Genomic DNA, 578 nt, shown 5'->3' on the forward strand with positions numbered 1-578 from the left:
CTGTCCGCGACTGGCGCCGACATCTCGAAAGGGGCGTGCTGCCGCTGCCGCATCCAAGCTGGCGCAATACCGGTTGGATCCGCAAGAACCCATGGTTCGAAACTGAACTGCTGCCAGAACTCCGCCGTCTGGTTTCTTCGTGGATTTCTTGAAATAGCATTCTTCCTTTTTCAGAAATTCGTATAATAGTGAGCAAAATTTTCCCGGAGGTAAGTATGGACCGCCTTGACAGAAAGATCCTCAGGTTGCTGCAGGAAGATGCGACACTCGCCGTGGCCGACCTCGCCAAGAAGGTCGGCTTGTCGACCACGCCCTGCTGGCGCCGCATCCAGAAAATGGAAGAGGACGGTGTCATCAAGCGGCGCGTCGCCATTCTCGATCCGATCAAGGTCAACACCAAAGTCACCGTCTTCGTGTCGATCCGTACCAATTCGCATTCGATCGAATGGCTGAAGCGTTTTTCCGAAGTGATCGTCGAATTCCCCGAAGTCGTGGAATTCTACCGCATGAGCGGCGACGTCGATTATCTCCTGCGCGTCGTTGTCCCCGACATCGCGGCTTATGACGCTTTCTACAAG

At 54.7% G+C, this 578-nt stretch carries 1 protein-coding gene; it reads left to right on the forward strand.

Going from position 1 to position 578, the window contains the following annotated elements; genetic code table 11:
- Positions 1–215: 215 nt before the first annotated feature.
- The coding region (locus AC1D0P_RS27345; protein ID WP_477679602.1) for an Lrp/AsnC family transcriptional regulator at positions 216–578 on the forward strand (363 nt) is incomplete at its 3' end.

Source organism: Polaromonas sp. P1_G2 (assembly GCF_056405515.1).